General features: G+C 55.1%; 1 protein-coding gene. It reads left to right on the top strand.

The genetic code is table 11. The features are described 5' to 3' along the window. Positions 1-233, top strand: a 233-nt coding sequence (locus tag PZA18_RS24355; protein WP_284103475.1) for a hypothetical protein, incomplete at its 5' end; no start/stop codon positions are given. Positions 234-392: the final 159 nt, after the last annotated feature.

The raw sequence follows: 392 nt of genomic DNA on the forward strand, positions 1-392 counted from the left end.
TCCAGGTCGGCAGCTTTGCGAATGCGCCACTTGGTCTTCCCGCATCCGCACTCATTTCGCCATGGGGTGGCGCTATCCGCTATATCCGGGGTGACACACTGGTAGGCTCAAGCTGCCAGTCACAAATCGTGATTGTGATGCCCGGACCTGATAACACCCTCAACAATGCCGATGATCTGGTGTTTTCTTACAGTGGTGCGCAGGTTTTACTAGTCTATTCCAAACTACCTTGAGCACCACTTGAACCCGGCATTGCGCTAAGGGCTCCTGCAGCCACCCCTTGGGCCCCTGATATCGCGGGCAGTCCGCTCGCTATGTCATTGCACGGTATAAACCGTTTGATATTGCTGGCGTGACAGCATTTCGTCAGCGGTACGGCCGTAGCCAACGAT

The organism is Parachitinimonas caeni (assembly GCF_030129945.1).
Taxonomy (GTDB): domain Bacteria; phylum Pseudomonadota; class Gammaproteobacteria; order Burkholderiales; family Chitinimonadaceae; genus Parachitinimonas; species Parachitinimonas caeni.